The 25,509-nt window shown below is 44.4% G+C and carries 20 protein-coding genes; 9 read left to right on the forward strand and 11 right to left on the reverse strand.

Annotated elements, in window-relative coordinates; all coding sequences use genetic code 11:
- Positions 1–8: 8 nt before the first annotated feature.
- Positions 9–1,004 carry a LacI family DNA-binding transcriptional regulator gene (locus AB6E85_RS14660; protein ID WP_372143113.1) on the reverse strand — a complete coding sequence of 332 codons (996 nt, stop codon included), beginning with the start codon at positions 1,002–1,004 and terminating at the stop codon, positions 9–11.
- 546 nt (positions 1,005–1,550) lie between these two features.
- Between AB6E85_RS14660 and AB6E85_RS14665 the strand changes: the two genes are divergently transcribed.
- Positions 1,551–3,149, forward strand: a complete 1,599-nt coding sequence (locus AB6E85_RS14665) for a family 16 glycosylhydrolase (protein WP_372143114.1) — start codon at positions 1,551–1,553, stop codon at positions 3,147–3,149.
- 456 nt (positions 3,150–3,605) lie between these two features.
- Positions 3,606–4,937 carry a carbohydrate porin gene (locus tag AB6E85_RS14670; RefSeq protein ID WP_048659629.1) on the forward strand — a complete coding sequence of 444 codons (1,332 nt, stop codon included), beginning with the start codon at positions 3,606–3,608 and terminating at the stop codon, positions 4,935–4,937.
- A 279-nt stretch (positions 4,938–5,216) separates the two neighbouring features.
- Here AB6E85_RS14670 and AB6E85_RS14675 read toward each other — a convergent pair whose 3' ends face one another.
- Entirely contained in the window at positions 5,217–6,095 is an 879-nt protein-coding gene (locus tag AB6E85_RS14675) for a helix-turn-helix domain-containing protein (protein ID WP_372143115.1), read from the reverse strand.
- A gap of 142 nt (positions 6,096–6,237) precedes the next feature.
- On the opposite strand from AB6E85_RS14675, the gene AB6E85_RS14680 reads away from it, so the two are divergent.
- Complete coding sequence (locus tag AB6E85_RS14680; protein WP_372143116.1) at positions 6,238–9,051, forward strand: glycoside hydrolase family 3 C-terminal domain-containing protein; 2,814 nt, start codon at positions 6,238–6,240, stop codon at positions 9,049–9,051.
- Between the two features lie 88 nt (positions 9,052–9,139).
- Here the strand turns inward: AB6E85_RS14680 and AB6E85_RS14685 are convergent, their stop codons facing one another.
- The 5 genes from AB6E85_RS14685 to AB6E85_RS14705 all read right to left on the reverse strand — a co-directional run bounded on the left by AB6E85_RS14685 (position 9,140) and on the right by AB6E85_RS14705 (position 14,173).
- A complete protein-coding gene (locus AB6E85_RS14685) occupies positions 9,140–10,045 on the reverse strand; it encodes a MalM family protein (protein WP_372143117.1) in 906 nt (301 codons plus the stop codon).
- Between the two features lie 176 nt (positions 10,046–10,221).
- A complete protein-coding gene (locus tag AB6E85_RS14690; protein ID WP_372143118.1) occupies positions 10,222–10,959 on the reverse strand; it encodes a dienelactone hydrolase family protein in 738 nt (245 codons plus the stop codon).
- Between the two features lie 223 nt (positions 10,960–11,182).
- Positions 11,183–12,118 carry a 1-aminocyclopropane-1-carboxylate deaminase/D-cysteine desulfhydrase gene (locus AB6E85_RS14695; RefSeq protein WP_372143119.1) on the reverse strand — a complete coding sequence of 312 codons (936 nt, stop codon included), beginning with the start codon at positions 12,116–12,118 and terminating at the stop codon, positions 11,183–11,185.
- A gap of 124 nt (positions 12,119–12,242) precedes the next feature.
- On the reverse strand, positions 12,243–13,499 hold the full coding sequence (locus AB6E85_RS14700; protein ID WP_372143120.1) for a sensor histidine kinase: 1,257 nt from the start codon (positions 13,497–13,499) through the stop codon (positions 12,243–12,245).
- Positions 13,496–14,173, reverse strand: coding sequence for a response regulator transcription factor (locus AB6E85_RS14705; protein ID WP_372143121.1), 678 nt, complete (start codon positions 14,171–14,173; stop codon positions 13,496–13,498). Before AB6E85_RS14705 ends, AB6E85_RS14700 begins: the two co-directional genes overlap by 4 nt.
- 125 nt (positions 14,174–14,298) lie before the next feature.
- Here AB6E85_RS14705 and AB6E85_RS14710 point away from each other — a divergent pair, with 125 nt between their 5' ends.
- The 3 genes from AB6E85_RS14710 to AB6E85_RS14720 are packed head-to-tail and all read left to right on the forward strand — an operon-like array spanning position 14,299 to position 17,235.
- Complete coding sequence (locus tag AB6E85_RS14710) at positions 14,299–15,318, forward strand: glycosyltransferase family 2 protein (protein WP_050634924.1); 1,020 nt, start codon at positions 14,299–14,301, stop codon at positions 15,316–15,318.
- A complete protein-coding gene (locus AB6E85_RS14715; RefSeq protein WP_372143122.1) occupies positions 15,315–16,784 on the forward strand; it encodes an ArnT family glycosyltransferase in 1,470 nt (489 codons plus the stop codon). The genes AB6E85_RS14710 and AB6E85_RS14715 overlap by 4 nt, the downstream gene beginning before the upstream one ends.
- Complete coding sequence (locus AB6E85_RS14720; protein ID WP_372143123.1) at positions 16,771–17,235, forward strand: GtrA family protein; 465 nt, start codon at positions 16,771–16,773, stop codon at positions 17,233–17,235. The genes AB6E85_RS14715 and AB6E85_RS14720 overlap by 14 nt, the downstream gene beginning before the upstream one ends.
- Before the next feature lie 110 nt (positions 17,236–17,345).
- Here the strand turns inward: AB6E85_RS14720 and AB6E85_RS14725 are convergent, their stop codons facing one another.
- Positions 17,346–19,733, reverse strand: a complete 2,388-nt coding sequence (locus AB6E85_RS14725) for a YgiQ family radical SAM protein (protein WP_372143124.1) — start codon at positions 19,731–19,733, stop codon at positions 17,346–17,348.
- A 237-nt stretch (positions 19,734–19,970) separates the two neighbouring features.
- On the opposite strand from AB6E85_RS14725, the gene AB6E85_RS14730 reads away from it, so the two are divergent.
- Together AB6E85_RS14730 and AB6E85_RS14735 are read left to right on the forward strand one after the other, a co-directional pair.
- Complete coding sequence (locus tag AB6E85_RS14730) at positions 19,971–20,651, forward strand: hypothetical protein (RefSeq protein ID WP_372143125.1); 681 nt, start codon at positions 19,971–19,973, stop codon at positions 20,649–20,651.
- A 97-nt stretch (positions 20,652–20,748) separates the two neighbouring features.
- Entirely contained in the window at positions 20,749–20,949 is a 201-nt protein-coding gene (locus tag AB6E85_RS14735; protein WP_004741624.1) for a DUF4250 domain-containing protein, read from the forward strand.
- Between the two features lie 149 nt (positions 20,950–21,098).
- Here AB6E85_RS14735 and AB6E85_RS14740 read toward each other — a convergent pair whose 3' ends face one another.
- Positions 21,099–22,010: a LysR substrate-binding domain-containing protein gene (locus tag AB6E85_RS14740; RefSeq protein WP_008219852.1), complete on the reverse strand. Its 912-nt coding sequence runs from the start codon at positions 22,008–22,010 to the stop codon at positions 21,099–21,101.
- A 281-nt stretch (positions 22,011–22,291) separates the two neighbouring features.
- On the opposite strand from AB6E85_RS14740, the gene metE reads away from it, so the two are divergent.
- Positions 22,292–24,637 (forward strand): 5-methyltetrahydropteroyltriglutamate--homocysteine S-methyltransferase, encoded by a 2,346-nt coding sequence (metE, locus tag AB6E85_RS14745; protein WP_372143126.1) that lies wholly within the window; start codon positions 22,292–22,294, stop codon positions 24,635–24,637.
- Between the two features lie 94 nt (positions 24,638–24,731).
- On the opposite strand, the gene AB6E85_RS14750 is transcribed toward metE, so the two are convergent.
- Positions 24,732–25,127, reverse strand: coding sequence for a GspS/AspS pilotin family protein (locus AB6E85_RS14750; protein ID WP_017069993.1), 396 nt, complete (start codon positions 25,125–25,127; stop codon positions 24,732–24,734).
- A gap of 1 nt (position 25,128) precedes the next feature.
- The gene (locus tag AB6E85_RS14755; protein WP_017069992.1) at positions 25,129–25,425 is read right to left on the reverse strand and encodes a YciI family protein; all 297 of its coding nucleotides are present in this window, start codon (positions 25,423–25,425) and stop codon (positions 25,129–25,131) included.
- Between the last annotated feature and the right edge of the window lie 84 nt (positions 25,426–25,509).

A 25,509-nucleotide genomic window follows, 5' to 3' on the forward strand; every position in this document is an offset into this window, starting at 1 on the left:
TACAAAAATCAAAGCTTAGCCACGGACTCTCTTACAATCAATGTCGGTGTTAGTTTATGTTTCAATGGGTAGTCGCGTTTATTAATTAACGATAAAACACCTTTTGCAGCTTCTTCTCCCATTTCATGGACAGGAAAGTCGACCGTCGATAAGCGAGGACGAATATGCTGGCTGTGAGTATCGTTATCGAAGCCTACGACCGAAAGGTCTCGCCCAATAATGAGGTTTCTCTCTGCCGCTACGTCATATACAGCAAGCGCTATGTTGTCATTTTGACAGAAAATCGCGGTGATCTCAGGGTCTCGGTCTAACAAGCGTCGCGCAGCTTCGTGGTTACCTTGATGATCAAAGCGCCCCTCTACAAACAGCCCTGCGTCGTATTCGATACCGAACTCTAACAAGGCATTTCGATACCCTTGAAAGCGATCTCTACTATCAACTTTACTCAACTGGCCTGTGATACAAGCGACTTTTTTATGCCCGTTCTCAAGTAAGTGCTTCGTTGCAAGGTAGCCACCAAGCTCATTATCAATGTAAATACAGCGATCAGAAATCTCAGGAATAAAACGGTTGAGAACAATCATTGTTTCACTGTCTTTCGCTATTTTGATCAGTTCGTCATCACTGAGCTTGTCTGAGTGAACAATGAGGCCATCCACAAGTTTAGATTGCAAAAACTGGATAGAATCGAGCTCTTTGGTTCGTGACTCCTGGCCACTTGTAACGATTAAGTGAATATTATTTTGGCGAACGGTATCTTCAGCTGTATGCATTAATGGTCCATAGAAAGGCCCATCAAGCGAACCAACTAGCATGCCAATGCTATTTGAACGACTGGAGGCTAGAGCTTGTGCAAACGCATTAGGCTTGTAGCCCAGTTGCTCAATAGCTCTAAATACTTTTTCGCGATTGGCTTCCTTTACCGTAGGGTGACCATTTAATGCTCGTGAGACGGTTGATTGAGAAACTTGAGCAAGTTCAGATACTTCTTTAATGGTGATCAATGGTAGTGGCCTTATCTCTACAAGGAGTGAACTAAGCCATATTACCTTCGTGATCAATAAGAGCCTAGTAATCCAATGATTAATATTTAAAAACTCTGAACTGCTTAACGCTAAATTTGAAGGTTAAGCATACAAAGTAAGGTCACGAATATTTCCATATACTCGTTCAAATATCAAGCAAGCGCTTTCTTTGTGTTGTAATAAAAGTGAATCTGTTTTCTGAGCTTCGTTGTAAGCTAGAAAAAATAGAAGCCTGAGAATAAAGGGATTCTAAGGTGTTATGCAGATAATCAAGTTACAAAAATTCTTGAGAATCTACACAAACCACAATGAAATTTAGCAAAATGTGAAACTCAACAAGAAAGCGCTTTCTTAAGGTGAGCATTGTCTCTTTTTTGAACTATGCACTTTTATATACTCATTTTGAAACAGTCGTGCATGGCATATTGGGTCCATGATCGCGGAGTTATTCATTTATCGACTTTCTGTTATGGGCTCCGATATTACGTGTCGCCTGCTTAGAAAGTCGTGATACAAGGAGTTGTAATGCAAGATCTAACCAATCAGGTAAAGATATTAACGTCTTTTATTTCTGCCGCTTTGATGTCTGGCTGCACGGTGATAGAGCTGCCGGTATCCGAAAGTGCTGACTTAGCTCAAACTGAAAAACCGATCGTGCTATCCCATGCTCCAGTTACTTTAAGTCCAGACTGGCAATTGGTGTGGGAAGACCAGTTTGAAGGCGAGCAAATAAATAAACGTAATTGGTCATTAGAAGTGAACTGTTGGGGAGGAGGGAACAATGAACAACAGTGCTACACGGATGATTCTAATAACGCATTTGTTAAAGATGGCTTTTTACACATTGTCGCGCTGAAGCAAAGTCATACTGGGCCTGACAATGCCGAAGGTACGACTGGCGGAGCAACTAAAACACTCCCTTATACTTCTGCGAGGCTGAGCACAAAAGACAAGCGTGACACCAAATATGGCCGTTATGAAATCAAAGCAAAGTTACCTGGTGGACAAGGTGCATGGCCCGCAATTTGGATGCTGCCAACCGACAATAAATATGGTACATGGGCTGCTTCTGGCGAAATCGATATTATGGAAGCGGTTAACCTAAACACACTTTCAGATGCGGCGGGAGCGAAAAATGATGATCTAGAGAGCCGAATCTACGGGACGTTACATTACGGACGAAATTGGCCAGACAATGTTTATAAAGGGCAAGCCGCGACATTGCCAAATGGTGTGAACCCTACTGAGGGCTTCCATACATACGCGATTGAGTGGGAAGAAGGTGAAATTCGTTGGTATGTAGACAATATTCATTACGCGACTCAAACTCAAGAGGGCTGGTACAGCCAATATGAAGCGGAAGAAGGGAAACTCATTAATGCGAGTGGAGCAGCTCCGTTTGATGAAAAGTTTCATTTGTTATTGAACTTGGCTGTCGGTGGGGCGTGGTCAGCGAACGCAAATGATAAAGGCATCGACGAAGGTTTGTTTCCGAAAACAATGCTAGTTGATTCGGTCAAGGTATACCGTTGTAAGGTTGATCGTTGGAAAGGAAAAGGGTGTGCAAGTCGTTCTGAACATGCAATACAAGTGATAGGGCACAAAGCTCCAGAGATCTTAGCAACCGATGATAGTTATGCTGATGGACCAACGTTGGAGATTTTTACCGAAACTCTTAACGCAAGCTTGGCTTATGCAAGTTATGACCCATTGGATATTGTTGACTATCAAGAAGTGACCGAACCAGATCGTGGAACAGTGCTACAAGTGAATAAGAATCAAGGATCAGGAAATATCTATTTTCGTTCTCCTGTAACAGATGTGACACATTGGCAAGAAACGGGTGAACTGGTCTTTGATTTGAAAGTAGAGAGCATGGCCGACGGGGTTGAACTATTGGTTAAGATGGACAGTGGCTGGCCGAAAACAAGTGACTATACCGTGCCGCTATCAGCAATCAATGAATGGAAGACGGTACGTATTCCAATCGCTGACATTTTAAAGAGAGACAACCGTTTTGCTGGTGGGAATCAAGCTGATCCAACAACGATCACTAACCTTTTAGTGTTTGAGCCTCAAGGAGAAATGAGTTTTAAATTAGACAATATTCGATTTGAAAAGTAAGCTTTTTAACAAAAGGGTTTGAATAAAATTCTGAATATAAAGGGAACATACGATGTATGTTCCCTTTTTTATTTCGACGAGCATTCCAGGAAGATAATCGACGATGTATTCCGAAACAGGTTCTGAGTGATTGAACGGAGTAATTCGTCCTTAATATGTGAACAGTGATATTTTACTTGGTTCCATGATTGTTCAAACAAAATACTTAACATCTCTATTTTTGTGACTCATGCATAAGAAAGCGCTTTCTTTGGTGGGGTTGATCACGGTTTATATTCACAAGATCCATTTATACTCTTTCCATACCAACTGAGCGGTTAAAGCCAATAAGGTTAAGAGTGCATAGTGAATGTGGGCTTAGATTTGATCTTCTTTAAATCTGTTCGATTGGTTTTTTTAAGAAAAATAAAGAAAGCGCTTTCTTTTTGAAAGTATAATTTGGAACATGGAGTTATTATGAAACTTTCTAAGCTTACCCTTGCTTGTTTAGTCGCTACTGCTGGCTTGTCTACTGTACCTACTGCATATGCCGAAAAATCGGATGGATTTGAATTTCACGGCTATTTCCGTGCCGGTGTTCTATTCAGTGAAAATGACGATTTTAAACGTGCAAAGTTCCCAGCATCTAAAGAGCGTTTAGGTCGATTGGGTGTTGAGTCGGATAGCCACTTTGAAGTAGCACTGCAGAAAAATTTTGAGAATGACGGTGGTCAGAAAATTCGAATCAAAACACGAGCTGCAGCCAATAATGCGGAATATGCAACTAACCAACTTGGTGCCAATGCCGATGCAACCAACAGCGAAATTGGTATGGCAGAAACTTTTGTCGAGTTTGAAGGTGTATCTGAAACCGGTGTTGTATGGGGTGGTAAGCGCTTTTATGGTAAAGATAATTACATCTTTATGACCGACTTTTTCTACACGGATATGTCAGGTACTGGTGTTGGTATTGAAGGTGTTGAGCTAGGTGGCAATAAGTGGGACTTTGCTTATATTGCGAGCGATGACTCTGGCGATACAAGTTTCTGGGGTGACAGCAACAACATCATGCATGCACTTCATGCTGGCGTGAACTTTGGCAGTGTTGAGCTTCACGCTATGGCTAAGTATATGCCAGACAATATGGTCGATTTAGGTTTTGGTAATGGCCCAGAAGCATTCGCTGAGAATGGCTATGAAATGACGGCAATTGTTCACACTGAGTCTGTCTTTGGGTTGTCAGATAAAGGTTTTACAAAATACATCGCGCAGGCTGGTAAAGGCTTAGGTTCGGGTAACCTTTTAGGCGGTACTCTTACGACTTACAACACGTACAAGCCTGGTAGTGACTATCAAAGTTGGTTAACGACAGGCACGGGTTGTGGTACGTCTTGTTTGAAGGCTGTTGATGAAAACGATGTATCACTACGTGCTTTAGCATGGGGTGGGTACTTTTTTGAAAATGGTGTGAATATTTTCCACTCTCTTCAAACCCAGTACAACGATTTTGACAATGGTGACACAGACGGCTGGGTATCAGCAATGGTGCGACCAACGTTCCCAATTTCAGAAAACTTCTTTATCGCTACCGAAGCTGGTTATATGTACAACTACGAAGACCGTAATGGTGAGTCAAAGAATTCTTATGATTACAAGCTAACAGTAGCACCGACTCTAGTTGTGCACTCTGGCTTCGGTCCATCTCCAGAAATTCGCTTCATGGCATCTTACCTTGATGGTGAAATGCAAGACGGCACGGGTAAAGAGGGTGACTTTGTTGTAGGTATTCAAGCTGACATGTGGTGGTAGAATTTTTACCTTCGGGTCTTAAGTGATATCGAGCATACCGGGGGAGTGGTATGACGGCCTTGCCTTTAGGGCGGGCAAGGCTCTCGATATCCCTATTTATTGCAATAGTTGAGCTCTTTCCTAGCAGCACAAAGAGTTTCATTTTTATTGCTATGAGTCTTCCATATTTGAATGTCGTTTCAAGTGTGTTCTTGCCAAAGATACTCATCGACCGCTTCGAAAGAAGCGGTTTTTTTATGTGTGACATATCTAACCTTTTAAGGCTTAAAGGGGAAAGGGTTATGAATTATGGGAAGCATGTTGCTTTCTAAATTCGCGAGGACTGCATCCATTTTGGGCCTTAAAACACTTGGAGAAATAGTTGCTGTCAGAAAAGCCGCAAGACTCAGCAATGTGTTGGATGCTTTTGTTGTCGTTTAATAATAAGGTTGCCGAGTGTCGAATTTGAAGGTCTTTGACGTATTGGTTTGGGGATGTATTTAAAAACTGCCTGAATAACCTTTCTAGTTGCCGCTTGCTGATATACGCCGCTTGCGCAATGGTTTCTGTATCTAATCCTACTTCTTTGTAATGACGGTCAATATGTGCGAGAGCACGGCTCAATGCCAAGGTTGTTTTTGGTAAGCTATGGGTCTGTTCTTGATATCGCCGAGAAAGTTCTATCACAAGTTGCTGCATTGTGCTCGTCAATATGATTTCAAACCCCTGTTCTGCGTTGTCGTATTCCGATTTGATTTGTTGTAGAAGTCCATTAATTCGTTTCAACTGAGAAAGTGATAACGTAAGCTTTGCTTGATATTCAGATGCTTGTCGAGCAATGGGTTCTACCTTGAAAAGCGCTTGATAGCCTGGCATTTGACGCATTGAAGGGACCTCAAAAAAAGGCAATGCCGTATCAAACATCAAGTTTACAATCTTCAGTTTATTTACTTCGCAAAATCCATGTTCAATATCCCCATTAATAACAAATACATCTCCTGTACTTAAAGGGTAGGTGTGGCTAGCTACCGTATGCTTTCCACTACCGCTCACAACTAAGAAAAGTTCAGAAAAGTCATGGCTATGTACGTCAAAGTCGAAATCGTGATGACCATCGACATAGGCAAATTTTATCTGAGGATATCTCTGATGACTTTGGAGTCTAAACTTGGTTTTCATGTCGCTATTTTACCTACTTCTGTCGCTTATTTGGTAGTTACACGCCGTAGTTAAGATTACTATTTTTTGAACAAAGACAATATTAACTTTTAGAGCGAGAGGCAAAACTTTTGCTCTAAGTAAAAAAATAGTAGGACTCAAAATGAATACTGTGGAAATTCTTGAAGCACAGAAGCAGCTTGCACCCATAAGTCGACAAGCGGCTGCTGAGGGCATTGTGCTACTAAAAAATAGTGATTCAATATTGCCATTGCAGGCTAGTGATACGGTGTCTCTTTTTGGTCGCTGTCAGATTGATACCTACCGAAGTGGCACTGGATCTGGTGGAGCGGTGAATGTGCCTTATTCCGTAAATGCATTACAGGGCTTGTATGAAAATCCAAACATCAATCTTAATCTCAGTTTGGTGGAGGTATACCAACGTTGGATCAAGGACAACCCGTTTAATGACGGCGGTGGTGGTTGGGCAGCTGAACCTTGGTTTCAAGATGAAATGCCTCTTTCAACTTCTGTTGTGATGGATGCCGCCGCCAAATCTAACAAAGCTATTATCTTTATCGGTCGAACGGCGGGTGAGGATCAAGATAATGCACAGCAGCAAGGCAGTTACAATTTAACCGCGCTCGAAATGCAAATGTTGGAGAAAGTGACGGAACATTTTGATGATGTCATTGTGATACTGAACGTGACCAACATTATTGATATGTCATGGACAACTTCACTTAAAGGTGCTGCTGCGATTAAGGCTGTTCTGTATAGTTGGGCCGCAGGTATGGAAGGTGGGCATGCTCTTACGGATGTCTTATCTGGTGATGTTAGCCCAAGTGGCCATTTGACCGACACGATTGCGCACTCTTTATCTGATTACCCTTCGAGCCCGAATTTTGGAAACAAAGACCGGAATTTATATCAAGAAGATATCTATGTCGGGTATCGGTATTTTGAAACTTTCAATCCTAAAGCTGTTCAATTTGAATTTGGTTTTGGGCTGTCCTACACCCGCTTTTCCAATAAATTAAATGCATTGACGATTCTTGGTTCCGGCTCTGAACAAGAGTTGGTCTTCGATATTGAAGTTAAAAACATAGGCGAGAAATACAGTGGTAAGGATGTGGTTCAACTGTATGTTGAATCGCCTCAAGGTCATCTTGGTAAACCAACACGAGCACTGATCGGGTTTGTGAAAACACCGACCTTGGGCCCGCAAGATACGGTGTGTTTGACTATTTCATGTCCTCTATCTTCCTTCGCATCATTTGATGACTCCGGTAAAACGGGACATCCAAATAGTTACGTACTTGAAGCTGGAGAATATCACTTTTATCTAGGAGGAAGTGTTCGCCAGGCAAAGCTTGTTAGTGAGAGCGTTAAAATAGAAGAGCTGTTGGTTGTTGAGCAATTAACGGAAGCACTTGCTCCTGTCACCGGATTTAGTAGGTTGATCCCAAAAGGCAACGAGGAAAATGGTGTTTACAGTTGCGATTACGAATCTGTGCCGCTGCGAACTATTGATTTGAGTAAACGTATTCTGAGTGAGCTTCCAAGCTCTATTCCTCTTGGTGAAGATACGGGCATTCGTTTACTGGATGTTAAGCAGGGGCGAGCGAACATTGACGAATTTGTCTCGCAAATGAACGTAAAGCAGTTAGCGACAATTGTTCGTGGGGAAGGTATGTGCAGCCCTAAGGTGACGCCAGGTACTGCTGCTGCTTTTGGTGGTGTTTCGCCGAGCTTATTTGATTTAGGCATCCCTCTCGTTGCAGCTGCTGATGGTCCGTCTGGTATCCGAATGGACAGCGGACATAAAGCATCTCAAGTCCCAATTGGTACATTATTAGGCTGTACATGGAACCCAGAACTGAATGAGAAACTATTTCATTTAGTGGGGAAAGAGATGCAAGCCAATCATATTGATACGTTGCTTGGTCCTGGGATTAACATCCACCGCCACCCTTTGAATGGTCGAAATTTTGAGTATTTCTCAGAAGATCCATTTCTCTCAGGGGTAATAGCTGCATCTCAAACTCTTGGTCTTAAAGCTGTAGGAGTATCTGGCACAATCAAGCATTTGGTGGCGAATGATCAAGAAACGTCACGGTTTGATGTTGATAGTGTTATATCTCAAAGAGCACTTCGTGAGATTCATCTGAAGCCTTTTGAAATAGCGGTAAAACAAGGAGGAGCTTCGAGTGTTATGACCTCCTACAATCCTATTAATGGTCACTGGGCTGCATCCAATTACGACCTCAATACTACGATTCTTCGTGGGGAGTGGGGTTATAAAGGGATAGTGATGACGGATTGGTGGGCAAAAATGAATGACCCAATCAAAGGTGGCTCTGAAAGTCGAAGTTACACATCCTTTATGCTTCGCTCTCAAAATGATCTTTATATGGTTGTTGAGCATGATGGTGCGGAAAATAACGTGTCGAATGACGATACGTTACAGGCGCTTGAAAACGGAACGTTGAGCTTAGGGGAGTTGCAACGAAGCGCGATGAATATTTGTCGTTTTATTATGGACTCTCCAGCAATGGGTCGCCCATTAGTCGCTTTTGATCCAGTTAAGAGCTTTGAGGCGATCCAAAATCTTAATAAACAACAGAGTAAAACTGATGGAGACTTTTGCTCTCTGACGGCAGAGCAACATGCAATAGTATTACCACTTAATATCAGAGAAAACCGTAGCATTGTTTTGGAAGTTAAACAGGCTGGTGTGTATCGATGTGCAGGTATTGTTAACTACGATAGTGGCACTTTGGCTCAATCTGCGTGTAGTTTAAGTCTCAATAACGTGTACGCGATGTCTCTATCAGTGAATGGTACTAATGGCGAGACAGTTTCAGTTGAGGGGCTCTCCGTTAAGCTTGATAAAGGCTTTTATTCTTTGGATATTGAATTCATCAAATTAGGCTTAGAATTGGAGCAATTAGTATTTTCGTTTATGCCTGAATAGGGCTAAGGGATAACAGTCGTTTATTTAACTCTCGTTGCTCAAAAAAGAGGTAAAGTGAGAGAAAATAAACGACTACTTTGAGGTTGAGTTATTGTGCTTTTTGATATTGCTTCATCGCGTCAACAAAGGAGTTTCGCATCCCTTCGATTCCTAATCGCTCAGATTCTTCAACGTAAGTCAGTGCTGCACTAAAATCTCCAGATGAAACCGAGTTTTCTATAAGAGTTTGATAAACCTCTTTCTTATTCAGTGTATTTTCCGTTAATAAATCTGATTGGGCTACGGTTGATGCTGGAATAATTTGTTGAACTCGCTTTTGACGGTTTTGTTCTTCAACAACGGTGGTTACCGCTGTGAATTTAAAATCAAAGGAGACTTTCCCGATTGCAGAATGAGGGATGGCGTAGTCCGTGTTATGAGCGATGTTTGCCTGGATATCACCAGAACGTATCGCCATATCACTTGGTTTTTCGACAGGAGTTGTTTCCGCGAGTGCTTCGCTGGTTGTGAATACGACCAAGTAAGCAGGAGCCTCGCCGTTTAAGTAACGTTCTTGCAGTTCGATTTGCGCGCCATATTGTGCACCATCAAGCAGGCTAAGTGGTTGGTACTTAATACTTTCATTGCCAATGACATCTAGCGGCTGGTAATTTTTGTCTAAGACTAAAAGTGACGGAACGAATGCTGAATAACTAGCATTTGAAGTCACTGAAAAACGAATAGCATCTAGTGTTGCAGGAAGCTTTAGCCCTCCAGCAAAGGATCGGCCCGATTTGAACTCGATCTTAGGGCTTGCTGTGGTGATCGAAACAGATGTTTCTTCTGGGTTCGTAACGCTTTGATATTGAATTGTACTCAGGTTTTCACAGCAGTTTTCGTTGTTCTGTAGTGACTCTAGCCCCGGAGAAGTTTTGTGGTAGCTAACCGGTGACTCTGTCACTGTTGAACAGGCGCTTAGTGCGAATACCGCTGGTAGAATTGCTAAATATTTCATAATTTCTCACATTTAAAAAAGCATATCTGATTCAGAGTGCCTGATTGATAATAGAGATACACTACAAGAAAGCGCTTTCTTTTTGAGTGACGAACACCAAATTTAAAGAAATACTCGCTAATAATTAGTACGAATTAGGTAACAGGCTGCCGTTGGGCTGTTACCTAGATTGAAAGTTAACGAGATACCGAACTTAACAACTGAGTAAAGCGTTGCCATGATTTTTGGTCAGCTTCTTGTTGATAGTTGTTTGAGCCGAAGACGGTAAAGGCATGCGGCGCACCACTGTAGGTGATCATTTCATGCGGAACTTTGGTTGTTTCAAGCTGAGCGGCGAGGTTGCCAAAGTCTTGCATTGAGATCATGGCGTCAGCTGTGCCATGGAACACGACAACAGGAGCTTTTGTCTCAGAGTAGTCTTGTCCTTTTGGTGTTGATAAACCGCCATGGAAGGTGACATAAGCTTTCGATGGGATACCCGCACGAGCGGCTTCTAAAACGGCTGCGCCACCAAAACAGTAACCCATCATCACGTTGTTATCTAAGTTACCACCAAGCCTTTTCGCTTCCATTGCTCCCGCGCTAAGTAGCGCACGCATTTTTTCTCTGTCTTTATACAGCTCGCCTGTGTGTTGCTTTTTATCTTTCACTTCGGTCGGGCGAATACCTTTACCAAATAGGTCGATGGCGAACACGTTGTAACCGAGTTCATTGAGCATCTCAGAACGTTTCTTTTCGTAATCGGTTAAGCCATCCCAATCGTGTATTAGCAGTACCAAAGGCGCTTGGTCACTGGCTTCACTCCAATAACCTTCGTAATCCATCCCATCGACTTGATAAGTGACGTTTTCTCCTGATATCGCAGAGAAGGGCAGTAAAACTGAAAACAGGCCGAGCGTAGTGAGTTTTCGCATGCGTAATTCCTTTCGATGACAATTGACGTTCCAATCGAAAGTATAGATAACGCGATGATTCTCGCCAGATTTCTGTTTCTAACTTGAAATGTATGGCAGGGGTAACAGGTGGCTATTGCTGACAAACAGCCATCGATAGGGAGCGCGATGGCTGTTCATGATACGCTGAGAAATTCTCAGTTCGCAGAAACGCGGGGGTATTAGAGTAGAAAAGAACGGATTACTACCAAGTAGCGTTATCAGCGGTGTGGCTACTTCGAAGTTCTGGGTATTTACGTTGATAGCGCGGCAACATCGACTCATTACCTAAGATGCCACCTTGATGGATATAGATGACGGTTTTGGTTGGGTTCTCTTCTTGCCATTGCTCTAGGCATTGCCACATCAATGGGTCGTAGAGCAGGTCGAATTCAATATCAGTCTGTTCTTGTAGATCCAACCAAGTTTGATAGTCCTGTTGGTACAACTTACCAAAGTGGTGTTTGGCTTTAAGTGGTAAGATCTGCGGGTGATCGGTTTCGCCAAGTTCATTGAACTGCTGCGTTAGGTAGTCACTGCCTCCCACACATGCACAGGTTAATACCGGGATGTTGTGCACTTTTAAATGCTTATGTAGATACAGAGCCGTGCTGCCTGTGCCTGCGGGGAGTGCCACCACGAAATCGTGTTGGTTTTCGAAACGCGTCCAGCTGAGTATTTCAATCGCCAGTTGCTTCACGCCGTATTCAGAAAGCTGAGAGCGTCCACCTTCTGGTAACACAATGCATTGCGAGTCAGGTTGTCTTACTTGCTCAATATACGCTTGTGGATGAAGTTCAGAGCCTGTCTCTTTGACTGAAACGACTTTAGCGCCGAGGTCGATGGCACCACGGTAATTGCCGATTGGGCGTTCTAGTAGCCACTCGGGAAGGTGGTCGACGTAAAACTCCAGCGTCCAACCTTTAATCTTTGCCAATGCCGCAAGTGAGAACAGAGAGTTCGCTTGAGCTGAGCCGTAGCTGATCAGGGTGGTAATGTTCGGATGATCGTCTTCTAACAACTTCATAAACTTGCGAGCTTTATTGCCACAAAAATGGGAGTGTAGCTGGTCATCACGCTTTAAGAAAAAGGTGTGGTCGTTGTATTGATGCTGAGTTACAGGGCTATTATTTAGTTTCATCGCACTTAGTAAAAATGCTGACTAAAAAGCCAGCATTTTAAAATCAAATTGGACTTACGAGTATCTAGCAGGTTATTGGCTCTGTAAACCAACTACATCAAGTTTTCACTCGATATTGATCGCTCTAAAAGGTGATTTGAGCTGTGCATCCGCCGCAACTTCGGTTGAACAGTTTGAAGTCCCAATGATAGCGTTGACACAGGTCATCAACAATCAGTAGCCCTAAACCGTGGCCGTTAGGATTGTATTGATCTTGTAAGCCTTCGCCTTGGTCTTCAATCGTGATGCCGTTTTGAGACAAAGTAATTGTCACAGTACCACTATTGGTCGCAGCAATAGCATTCCTTAGTAGGTTACCAATCAGCATGTTCATGATAGCGCTGGTGGCTTGAATGGTCGGCTCAGACTCAACGGTTAATGATATATCGACCTCTTTGTCAGAGGCCTGTGAAGTGCTTTTTGACACAATAGCTTCTAATTCTTGCTGGCTAAATAAGCGCAGTGGTGCGTCGTCACTGTTTCTTTCATATCTCACGAGGCCAAGCAAGGCATCGACCATCTCCGACATCTGCACGATGGCGTCATCAATACGCTCAACCTGACGAGATTGAAACTCGGTAGTATCACTACGAAGTAATAGCTTATTAGCACCACGTGCAACCGTTAATGGTGTTCTCAATTCATGGCTTGCGTAGCGTGCAAAGGCTTGTTCTCGCTTGATTAGTGAGTTGATTTCTCGACGATATTGATTGAGTTGATCGGTCAGTTGACGGAATTCAATCGCAGCATCGTCACTCACTCCAAATTCCTCGTTGAGGTTGAGTTTGTTCGACTCAAGCTGGGCAGAGAGAGAGTTGAATGGTTCAATGAGACGTTTCGATAATCGATAAAGTAGCGAACCAAAGCCAAAAATTAGGATAGAAAGCAACGTGAGTATAAACATTGTCGCGTACACTGATTCTGTTTGATCCAGTTCGATAAGGTCTATCTCAGACAGTAGAATAATAGGATAGGTTTTTCCTTGGTCTGAATATTCCCCTACATAAACCATACGTGAATTCGGCTCTTGACCCACTTCGCCAAGGAAGTTTTCTCTGCCTTTTATAAATTTAGAGTATTCTTCCGGTATGAGGGTTGGGTCATTATAGGCCGTGGTCAGTTCATCTATTCTTAATTCACCATTCTCCCCAGCTTGAAACTGACTGATGGCGTAGTTGCGGTCAATCAGGATTCGCCTTTCGCCGACGCTGTCTTCAGACAAAAACAGTGCTGATATAAAGACCACATAGACAAATGCCGTCACAATCACCGCCATTAAGCCAAAGAAAAGCGCTAAACGGCCTGTTAGGGTCTTAGTACTGGTGAGAACATTGAGAATCAATTGGAAGACTCCAGACGGAATCCAACTTTAGGAACCGTAATCAGCATCTGGGTATCAAAGGGCTTATCGAGTTGATTACGCAGTTGGTAGATGTGACTACGTAGCACATCGTTGTTCGGTTCGTCTTCTTCCCATAGTTTGTACGAGATGTCTTCACGCGTTACCACTTCAGGTGCATTCTGGCACAGCATCTCAAGAATGGTATAGGTGGTTGGGTTGAGTGCAAGTAGCTTGTCTTGACGGTAAGCTTTGCGGGTTTTCTGGTCGATGGTGAGCTCGCCAAATTGAAGCTTAGAGGAGGCGACTTTTCCACGGTAACGGCGAACCAGTGCATTCATCCTTGCTTCGAGAATATCTAAGTCAAAGGGCTTGGTGAGATAGTCATCTGCACCGTGGTCAAAGCCTTTCAGCATATCTTCGCGGCTATCGAGTGCAGTCAGCATCAGGATCGGCGTTGCGTTGCCTTGATCTCGTAGTTTGTTGCAAACTGTCAGTCCATCCATTCGTGGCAACATTAGATCTAAAATAATGATATCAAAAGAGTTATCCATCGCGAGTTGCAGGCCAAGCTCACCATTGTCGGCATAATCGAGTTCCATGCCAATACACTCAAAATAATCAAACAAGACACCTGCGATTTCACGGTTATCTTCGACTAATAGAACTCGTTTCATTTTGATTCTCATACAGAAATAGACGGTAACATTATCCTGAGTGAGCGTGAAAAATATGTCAATAACATAACTTTCACTTATGAGGGGGTAGATTGGATTCAGATTAAAAAATAGAAGAACGTATTATGTCTGAACTTCATATTAGCCGACCTAAAGTCTCCACATCACGGATCAATCCCGCCGTTTCACTATCGATCATTGTGCCGTTTTACGATGAACAAGAGGTGTTAGAAGAGTTTCATTCTCGCTTAACCAAGGTACTGGATAGCTTACCCATCACCAGTGAAATTGTTTATGTCGATGATGGCAGCAAAGACAACAGCTTGGATTTGGTGAGTTCATTCACTTCAATCAATAGCTCAATTTCTGTGATCGGTTTAAGCCGTAACTTTGGTAAAGAATCAGCGATGAGTGCTGGCCTCGAACACTGCCGAGGACAAGCTGTGATCTTGCTCGATGCCGATCTACAAGACCCACCCGAGCTGATTCCTCAAATGATTGCCAAATGGCGCGAAGGTTATGACGTCGTCAATATGCAGCGTAGCCAACGTGATGGTGAAACGTGGTTTAAGAAGTTTTCAGCAGCAAGCTTTTACAAAGTCATGAACGTGGCAGCGAAGATCGATGTTCCAGAAAATGTGGGTGATTTCCGACTGTTAAGCCGAGAGGTTGTCGACCATATCAACCAACTGCCTGAACGTAACCGTTACATGAAAGGCATCTTTTCATGGCCAGGTTTTAGACAAGCAACGATTCAGTTTAAGCGCGACGCTCGCTTCTGTGGCGAGACCAAGTGGAACTACCTGAAACTCATCGGATTGGCGATGGATGGCATCACATCATTTTCTATCCGCCCACTGCGTATTGCGACGGCCGTTGGTGGATTAGTGGCGCTTACTGCTTTCGTGTATGGCGTCTTCATCGTGTTCAAAACCATGATGTTTGGTGAGCCTATTACGGGCTACCCGTCAATGATGGTGGTTCAACTTGCCCTTGGCGGCATTCAACTTCTGAGTATTGGTTTAATGGGGGAATACATAGGTCGTATTTTCATCGAAACCAAGAACCGTCCTTTGTATCTGATCCAATCGGTGGTCGATACCCCTGCATTAAAAACGCATTTTAAATTAGAGGAGTCAGCATGAGCCTGAACCGAACGCACCTATGGTATTTGTTGGCTTTTGCATTGGTTCTAAGGCTCTTATCTCTGGCGACATACCCTTTAATGGACACTACGGAAGCGCGCTACGGTGAGATGGCTCGCTTGATGGTAGAAACCGGCAATTGGTTAACCCCTCAATTTGATTACGGCATCCCTTTCTGGGGTAAGCCTCCGATGTTTACCTGGATGAGCGCGATTGGCATTGAGCTGTTTGGTTTGAGTGAGTTTGCTGTGCGTGCGCCACACTGGTTAGCAGGTTTTGCGACAATTTTATTGGTCGCGTATATGGCGAAGCGTACCGGACAAAGTGCGCTGGTTGCGGCAGTGGTATTGGCGACCTGTGGCATTTTCTCGATTGCTGCCGGTGCTGTAATGACGGATATGGCGCTAACCTTATCTATGACGATTGCGATGCTAGGGTTTTATTTGTGTTGGCAGGGAGAAGGCAGTGACAAGACCAATAGAAATTGGGGATATCTCGGTTTCATTGGCTTGGCATTAGGTTTACTTGCAAAAGGCCCTGTGGCCGTTGTCATTATGGGTATCGCAGTTTTTCCTTGGTTAGTATTACAACATGGCTTCTTTGGTGCTTTCAAAGTGTTATGGCAACGCTTTCCACTGTTGTCTGGATTAGGTGTGATGCTGGCGATTGCCTTGCCTTGGTACATCATGGCAGAAATGGCGACACCGGGTTTTATTGACTACTTTATTGTTGGCGAGCATTTTAAGCGTTTTGTAGTGAGCGGCTGGGAAGGGGATCTTTATGGCTCTGCACACGACCAGACGCGAGGTATGATTTGGGTATTCTGGATTCAAGCCGCCGCGCCTTGGTCGATTGTTTTACCGATATTGGCGTTCGTTCGCCGTAAGAAAATCGCTCAAATCAACATTGAGAATCGTGGGCTGTTTTCATTTCTTGTATGTTGGTTAATTTCACCTCTGATTCTATTTACCATGGCAGGTAACATTCTTCCTGCGTATGTGCTCCCGGGGATCCCAGCACTTGGTTTACTGGTGGCGATGTTAGTGGTTGAAAAAGACAAGAAGTGGTTCTCTAGCGTTGCGCTTGTTTTGCCTGTGCTGTTGATGATCGCGATGGTGTACCTGAATTTAGGCAAGGCAAATGAAAAAAGTGACCGTATCATCTTCGAACAAATAACAGATTCATCGCCAAGTTTTTACGTGGGTAAACGACCGTTCTCGGGGCAGTTTTACAGCCATGGGCAGGCAAAGAAATTGCTCGATATTGAGCAGCTAGATGGTATCGACAAGTTCTACTTGATAGGGAAAAAATCGGAAGTAGAAACCAAGATCAAAGAGAACGCACTGACCTGTATTTTGGAGCCGACCGTCAAAATAAAGCGAGCTTTGTTCACCTGTCATAGCCAGAACATCAAACCCAATCAATCGTTGAGTCACAATCAAATTGGAAGCTATGGTCAGCCTTAACGCAAGCTTACGCGTTTGCAAAGATAAGCTTCGGGTGTACAGCCAGAATTTACAATCCCACCATAAGATAATTCGGTTCGCTGCGGTTGGTGTTGGTGGGTTTGTTGTTGATTGCACAGTGTTCTCGTTGCTGCACTACCTTGCCGGGTTGCCATTGATGAGTGCAAGGATAGGTGCCTTCATTGCTGCCGCCACGACAACTTGGTTGGGCAATCGTGTGCTGACGTTTGAGTTCAAAGGGCAGGACGGTTGGTCAGATAAGTTGATTCAATGGCAAAAGTTCATGCTGTCAGCATCGATATCGGCAATACCTAATTTGCTGTGTTTTAAGCTGATGACAGAAATGCTGCCTGCATTTGACGGGGCTGTTTTTCTCGCCATGGCAATGGGTATCTTAGTTGGAATGGTGACGAACTATTTGTTCAGTCAGTATTGGGTTTTCGCCCGCTAGGCTTTCTCAAAAGTCGAGTCGCTTTAGATTTCCCAACGAAAGATACAAAAAGCGCAGCTAAACAGCTGCGCTTTGTGTTTTTATGTTCGCTAATGGTATCTGTTTACATACTAGCGTTGTGCAGCTCGTTGACGGTTCTTTCCGTTACCAGCCGGCTTTCCACCTTGGCCGTTACCGCCTTTATTGCGGTTTGGTTTGCCGTTTCCGATGCCAGTGCCTTGTGATTGACCACCAGGCCCTTTCTTGATGAAGCCAGTTGCTGGTTTACGAGAGTTCCCATTACCGCCACCGTTACCTTGGCCACCATTGCTGTTACCAGTAGGTTTCTTACCCCCTGGTTTTGGCTTATTGCCACCAGGTTTAGAGTGGTTACGTGGCTTCTCACCGCCTAAACCCGGTTGAGATTTGCTGTGTTTAGTAGCAAAACGTTGTGAACCGTGACGACCAGACTTGCGACGCTGCGCAGGTGTTTGGGCATCAAAGTCATCCTCAGGAACCAAGCAACCTGGTTTATCACCGATTAGGTGTTTTTTACCCATGTCGATCAACGCTTCACGGATCAGTTTCCAGTTCTCTGGATCGTGGTAACGAAGCAGTGCTTTATGCAGACGACGTTGACGGTCACCTTTAGGCACTGGCACATCTTCACGCTTCTTATATTTCACGCGCTTCAGAGGGTTAGTCTCTGAGTAGTACATCGACGTTGCATTACACATTGGCGATGGGTAGAAGTTCTGTACTTGGTCACACTCGTAGTTGTGCTTTTTCAGCCACATTGCAAGGTTAAGCATGTCTTCATCTTCTGTGCCCGGGTGAGCAGAGATAAAGTAAGGAATTAAGTACTGTTTCTTACCGGCTTCAGCGCTGTACTTCTCGAACATCTCTTTGAAACGATCGTAAGTGCCCATGCCCGGCTTCATCATCAGATCCAGTGGGCCTTTTTCAGTATGCTCTGGAGCAATCTTCAAGTAACCACCAACGTGGTGAGTCACAAGCTCACGAACGTATTCTGGAGATTCAATCGCTAAGTCGTAACGTACACCAGAAGCGATCATGATCTTCTTAACGCCTGGTACTTTTCTCGCTGAACGGTACAGGTCGATGGTGTGTTTGTGGTCTGTGTTTAGTTTCTCACAGATTTTCGGGAACACACACGATGGGCGACGACAGTTCACTTCTGCTTTCGGGTCTGAACAACCTAAACGGTACATGTTCGCCGTAGGGCCGCCCAAGTCAGAAATGGTACCAGTAAAGCCAGGTACTTTATCTTTGATGTCTTCGATCTCATCCAAGATAGATTCTTTTGAACGGTTCTGGATGATACGACCTTCATGTTCTGTGATTGAACAGAAAGAACAACCACCAAAACAGCCACGCATGATGTTTACCGAGGTTTTGATCATCTCGTAGGCTGGAATCTTTGCTTGGCCGTACATCGGGTGAGGTACACGCTTATAAGCAAGGCCAAACACGTAATCCATCTCTTCTGTTGCTAGAGGGATTGGTGCTTGGTTAACCCAAAGCTCGCGGTCACCGTGACGTTGAATCAGAGCACGGCCTGAGTACGGGTTTGTCTCTAGGTGCAGAATACGACTAGCGTGAGCGTAAAGAATACGGTCGTTGTTAAGCTTTTCGAACGCAGGTATACGAACCGCTGTTGTTTTCGCATCGTGACGAGAAGGGCGAATCGTAATTGGCTGCGCCTTTGGCTCTTCATCTTTTTTGGTATCGCATTGCGTTTCCACTTCGTACGGGTTTACTGGTACGTAAGCTTTATTTGGCTTTTCGATACGAGAAGAGTCGATGATCTTGTAACCTTCAGGGGCCGCAGGAAGATTGATAGCAGTACCACGAATATTGGTGAGGCTAGAGATCTCTTCACCATCAGCAAGGCGGTGTGCCACTTCAACCAGTGCACGTTCTGCGTTACCAAATAGCAGGATGTCCGCTTTTGCATCAAACAGTACAGAGCGACGAACTTTATCCGACCAGTAGTCGTAGTGAGCTACACGACGCAAGCTCGCTTCGATACCACCCAATACGATTGGTGTGCCTTTATAAGCTTCACGACAACGCTGAGAGTAAACCAGAGTTGCACGATCAGGACGCTTACCACCTTCGTTATTTGGCGTGTATGCATCATCGTGACGTAATTTGCGATCAGAGGTATAGCGGTTGATCATGGAGTCCATGTTACCCGCAGTGATGCCGAAGAATAGGTTTGGTTTACCTAGCTTCATGAAGGCATCTTTATTGTCCCACTTCGGTTGAGCGATGATGCCCACTCGGAAGCCTTGAGCTTCAAGAAGACGGCCGATGATAGCCATACCAAAGCTCGGGTGATCAACATAAGCGTCACCAGTTACAATAATAATGTCACAGCTATCCCATCCAAGAGCATCCATCTCCTTTCTACTGGTAGGCAAAAAGGGTGCAGTTCCGTAGCACTCGGCCCAGTATTTTTTGTGTTCGTGAATAGGAGTGATATCGCTGTACATATTTCGACCTCTGATTTTTGAGGCGGGAATTATAGCGGCATGCGCCCTGACTAGCCAGTAGAACATGCCCCTGTTAGTTCTGGTGTCTTTCGCCATTTTGCAGATAAAAACGACAAAAGAGCCAAACAACAGCATAGTTGAAGGCTTGAATAACGTCGCTAATTTGTGATTTTGATTAGTGTTCACAGCAGTTTTTGATATTATTCGCGAAAATAAGTCTAGATAAGTAGATCCACAATGGTCGAAACATTATTACTGCAATTTGCTCCAATGTTATTAGGAGCTCAACTGATCTTAACCCTGATTCTGGTGAAGGGAGATATTTGCCCAGGGCAACGTGGTCGTATCCACAAAATGTTACCTGCGATTGGCGTACTTTGGTTAGCCGTGGCTTCAGTGAAAATTGAGGCGTTTCTCGTCGTGTTCGCAATCTTTTATTTCTATTCTCAAGTTCAGACTAAGAAAACACGTGATTCGGGCCCGATTTGGGTGATGTATCTGGCGTGTGGTTTAGCGTTGTCTTACGTTGCTATCCAAGCATTTGAGCAACCAACCGTTGTAGGTATTATCGCGACATTATTGTTGGTGGTTTTATTGGGCGCGGCGTTTGCACATCTATTACTGACGATTGCAAGAACGCGCTTACAAGCGTTTCACCGTGTGCTGCCTGTTGTAGGTGTATTGACAGGGATGCTGGTCGTACTTGCGACGGTTGTGAACGTTTACTCGCTTTCTGAAGCTCAGTTAGAGCCGGTTATCTCAGCATTGCTGTTTAGCTTTGCGCTGCTTATCTCTTCAATCGTGGTGTGGTGTTGGCACCTACTGTTTGTTAAAACGCCAGAGAAGGTCCAGCTTACGGTATCATTAGTGATGTTGTTAGCCGCTGTCGTTGGTCTAACACCAATTTGGGCGCTGTAATTACCCGTTTGAGTTAAGAAGTGTGATCTGTTTTTTAGCGAGAGGCGAGTTAGCGTTCTAAACTTAATCTAGTCAGAGTGTTCGTAAGGAGTACGAGATGGATTTAAGCAACGTCAAAAGCCTAGATAGCATTATTTTGCTTGGAATAGTGAATGAAAAACTGCGCTTGGAATGCGACAGTTTTGAAGAACTCATTAGCATGTATGAAATGGATATAGAAAGTGTCGTAGGCAAGCTAGACATGCTTGGCTATCAATACGACCCACTGACGAATCAGTTTAAGTCATACGCAAGATAGTCTATTTTTCGCGATTGAACAGATATCGTAAGATAAGCGTTACTGAACCTAAAAAGTCACAGGTAATCTGTGACTTTTTTGTTTTTGTACTCTGTGTGATGCAAAAACTACATGGCGTAAATAACTATATGCCGTAAATAGTTATATGGTTAAACGACTTCAATCCCATCCAAGTGGCTCTTACTCTGCTGCCTTGCAGTGCTGAAGAATGCTTGCAGATAACGTTTGTCTTTCTCTGAGTTTCTTACCGCAGCGAATAGCCTTCTTGAAAGCCCTTTACCCAGAGGCTTACTAGCAATTAATCCCTGTCTTGAAAACTCGCTGATTGCCCAGTTTGGCAAGGCTGCGACCCCTAACCCTGCTGATACCATTTGCACTAACATCAAGGTGTTGTCTGCCTGCTTCCACTTCTTCGGTTCAATACCTGCAGGTTGCAAGAAGTGTTTCACCACATCTAGACGCTGCTTTTGAACTGGGTAGGAAAGCATCGTGAGATCGCTAAGATCTTGCGGATCAATGCTTGGTTTCTCGGCCAAAGGAGAGTTAATCGCTGTGATCAAACGCATCTCGAAATCGAAAAGTGGCTCATAGTGGATCTCAGAGCGAGGTTGAATGTCTGAGGTGATCACTAAATCCAACTCGCCGGCCATTAGCGCGGGTAGCGGTTCAAAGCCAAAACCGGACGAGAAATCTAGAGTCACGCTTGGCCAAGCGACTTGATACTCTTTCAATGCAGGCATTAACCATTGGAAGCATGAGTGACACTCGATCGCCATATGCAGACGCCCATTCACGTCCTCTTTGAGGCTCGCCAACTCATTCTCTGCTTTAGCGATTCTTGGTTGAATCTCATCAGCGAGCTTAAGCAAGATCTCCCCCTCTGAAGTGAACTTTACTGGCCGAGTTTTGCGCAGGAACAACTGCCCACCAATACGTGCCTCTAGATCCTTCAACTGATGAGAAAGTGCCGACTGAGTCAGGTGGAGAGAGGTCGCTGTTGCTGTGAGCGAACCGCTATCTCTCAAGGTCGTCAATGTTCGCAGATGTTTAAGCTCTATCATGAGTATTCCTCATATTCCCTAAGCTAATTCAATATTTCTTAATAATCACCCTACGGGGTTTTTTATCATTTGTAAACGTCTAGATGTCCAGATGGATTTAACCATATTCATCTCTGACTCGCTGATGATGAATATTTTTAATAAACAAGATGAATATTTGGACGTTGTTCAGCGATTCGATTCGGTAGATAGTTTAGCCATCCAGACGCCTTTTTATGAAAGCAAGAACACAATAGGCAATCTGAAAAGATACTAACAATTATTGAATAAGGAACAGACTCATGACGACAACAACGCATATTCTTGGTTACCCACGTATCGGTGAAAAACGCGAACTGAAATTCACACTCGAAAAATACTGGCGTGGTGAAATCAACCAATCAGAACTCAAACAGCTAGGTAGCGAGCTGAGAAATCGTAACTGGAATGTACAAGCTGATGCGAATCTTAGCTTTGCAACTGCGGGTGACTTCGCATGGTACGACCATGTACTGACAACGACTTTGCTATTGGGGCATGTACCAAAGCGTCATGCTGGTGGTAGCGAAGAGGAGAAAGCTTTTCCTGATTTAGATACCTTGTTCCGAGTGGGACGTGGGCAATCACAAGTTGAAGCTGCTTGTTGTGGTGGGAAACACGCTTCTGAAGGCACGAACAACGGTGCAGCGGCGTCAGATATGACCAAGTGGTTCAATACCAACTATCACTACATTGTTCCTGAGTTCAGTAAAGATGATTCGTTTGAGGTGAGCTGGCCACAATTGTTTGATGAAGTGAATGAAGCCGTTCAAGCAGGGCATAAAGTGAAGCCTGTCCTTCTTGGTCCACTGTCTTACTTGTACTTAGGGAAAGAGGTAGAAGAGGGCTTCGACCGCTTAACCTTGTTGCCCCGCTTGCTGACTGCCTACCAAGCGATTTTGGCGAAGCTTGCCAAGTTGGGGGTTGAGTGGGTTCAAATTGATGAGCCAATTCTTGCCCTCGAGCTTGAAAAACAATGGGCTGATTCATTTAAACTGGCATACCAAGTTATTCAAGGGGAAGTGAAACTGCTATTAACCACGTACTTCGATTCGGTGACAGATACCTTAGACAAAATCGTCAAACTACCGGTTAACGGGCTGCATATCGACCTAGCTGCAGCGCCACAGCAGCTTGATGAAGTTGTGAGTCAATTACCGGCGGAGTGGGTGTTGTCTGCTGGTGTGATCAACGGACGCAATGTTTGGCGAGCAGACTTAGCGACTCAACTAGCAAAACTGCAACCGGTGAAAGAGAAGTTAGGCGATAAGCTTTGGGTGGCGAGCTCATGTTCGCTGCTACACAGCCCGGTTGATTTAGAGCTAGAAGATTCGCTTAGCAAAGAAGTGAAAAGCTGGTTTGCTTTCGCGAAACAGAAAGTGACGGAGGTGAGCTTATTGGGTGCCGCGCTAGACGGAGATCAAAATGCCATCTTAGCGTGTGAGACTTATAGCCAACCGATTGTTGCTCGGAAAAGCGCGACACACGTAAACAAGCCGCAGGTACAGGCTCGTATTAATACAATCACCAAAGCATTGGCAGAGCGTAGTGCCCCTTATGCAGAACGCGCTGCACACCAGTCTGAAGTGTTGGGTTTGCCGTTGTTACCAACCACAACGATAGGTTCGTTCCCACAGACAGGCCAGATTCGTGTTCAACGCAGCGCGTATCGCACCGGAAAATTGAGCGAAGCGGAATACACGACCGCACTAAAAGGTCATATTGCCGATGCGGTGAAGCGTCAAGAAGCACTTGATTTGGATGTGTTGGTGCATGGTGAAGCCGAACGTAACGACATGGTGGAGTACTTTGCAGAGAACCTGGCAGGCTTCCAAACCACCAAGTTTGGTTGGGTACAAAGCTATGGCTCTCGCTGCGTGAAACCTGCGATTGTGGTCGCGGATATTGAGCGTGAAAAACCGATGACGGTCGAGTGGACGACTTATGCTCAATCACTGACATCTAAGCAGATGAAAGGCATGCTGACTGGCCCTGTGACAATTCTGTGCTGGACGTTCCCGCGTGAAGATATCTCGCGTAAAGAAATCACGAATCAGTTGGCGTTTGCATTACGCGATGAGGTGTCTGATTTGCAAGATGCAGGAATCAACATTATCCAAATCGATGAACCAGCTATTCGTGAAGGCCTGCCGCTTAAAAAGCGTGACCATGCAGAATATTTAGAATGGGCGGTCGATGCTTTTAAGATTTCAGCGGCAAGTGCTAAACCAGAAACTCAGATTCATACGCACATGTGTTACAGCGAGTTCAACGAAATCATTGATTCAGTGGCCGCATTAGATGCTGATGTGATTACTATTGAGACGTCTCGCTCGAACATGGAACTGCTTAAAGCGTTTGAAGAGTTCAACTACCCGAACGCAATTGGCCCTGGTGTTTATGATATCCATTCACCAAATATCCCATCGCAAGAGTGGATTATTAGCCTGCTTAAGAAGGCGGCGGAAAAAATACCAGCAGAGCGCTTATGGGCAAACCCAGATTGTGGTCTTAAAACTCGCAATTGGGCAGAAACAGAAGCAGCACTGACTAACTTAGTCTCCGCGACTAAGGAATTGCGTAAAGAGTGGGAATCTGTTGAGGCATAATTTAGTCTAGGATTTTGATTGTTCAATAAAACAAAGGCCTCGCAAATGCGAGGCCTTCTAGTTTTATACTTGTTCGAATCTCGAATCTCGAATCTTAATTGGCGCTCTGGCAAGTATCTTTGCTTATCAGCTTCTCAACCATCAGTTGTCCGCGTGTGTTGCGGATCTTGATGTTGTAAGCCAAGCCCATATCTAGGTTTGCTCTTACTTCTGAGTTAGTACAGTAGCTATTCACACTCATATCGACAACTTGGTTTAAAGGCTTAGCACCTTTAGCATCTTGGTTGTAGATCATCATGATTTCAATCACGGTGTTTTTTGCTAGTACTCGCATAACAGACAGTGGGCCATACTCAATAGGTAGCCCTGCAGATAGCACGCCAGCACGATGCTGCGCCATCATCTCGAGTTGTCTTTGTTGGTCTTGCTCACTTGAAGCACAGCCTGCAAGCAGGATCGCGGCCAGTGAGCTAATAATCCATTTTTTCACGTTAAAATACTTTCTTGAATGGTTTTACGATGACATTTTGGTAGACACCAGCGTCGATGTACGGATCTGCGTCTGCCCATGCCTGTGCGTCTTCTAAAGAGTTAAAGTCAGCGATTACTGTTGAACCTGTGAAACCAGCTTCGCCAGGGTTATCTGAATCAATCGCTGGCATTGGCCCCGCTGTTAATAGGCGGCCTTCATCGTGAAGTGTTTGTAGGCGTTCTAGATGTTGTGGGCGAACACTGAGGCGTTTTTCTAATGAATTTTCGACATCTTGAGAGAAAATCACGTACCACATATTGGCATATCCTTATTTTACTTCACTGAATTTGGGAGATTATAAAATAGCTATCTTGCTAATTTACGCGAACTAATTGGTATT

The organism is Vibrio sp. 10N.247.311.51, assembly GCF_041467855.1.
In the GTDB taxonomy this organism is placed as follows: Bacteria; Pseudomonadota; Gammaproteobacteria; order Enterobacterales; family Vibrionaceae; genus Vibrio; species Vibrio coralliirubri.